The following is a 390-nucleotide window of genomic DNA, read 5'->3' as shown; positions in this document are numbered from 1 at the left end:
CGTGTTCTTCGATGTATTTGTTGATGACGCGTGTCATCGCAGCACGCAGGCCGGTCAGATGGGTGCCGCCGTCGCGCTGGGGAATATTATTGGTGAAGCACAGGACCTGTTCGTTGTAGGCATCATTCCATTGCATGGAGACGTCAACGGTGATGTTGGTGCCCTGGTCGGACATGCGTTCGCCGGTCGCCTGGAAAATCGTTGGATGCAGTACGCTTTTGGCTTTGTTGATGTATTCAACGAAGCCACGGGTACCGCCTTCGAACGCAAACAATTCTTCTTTGCCGGTGCGGTGGTCATTCAGTTTGATGCGTACGCCATTGTTCAGGAAGGACAATTCGCGGATACGCTTGGACAGAATTTCGTAATGGAATTCGACGTGATTGAAGA

At 51.8% G+C, this 390-nt stretch carries 1 pseudogene; it reads right to left on the bottom strand.

Annotated elements, in window-relative coordinates:
• A pseudogene (gene gyrB / locus KDM89_RS20195) lies at positions 1-390 on the bottom strand (DNA gyrase subunit B); the annotation flags it as partial.

The organism is Cognatundibacterium luofuense (assembly GCF_018139685.1).
GTDB classification, from domain to species: domain Bacteria; phylum Pseudomonadota; class Gammaproteobacteria; order Burkholderiales; family Burkholderiaceae_D; genus Undibacterium; species Undibacterium luofuense.
Note: the sequence above shows the minus strand (reverse complement) of the source record. Positions and strands in the feature narration are given on the sequence as shown.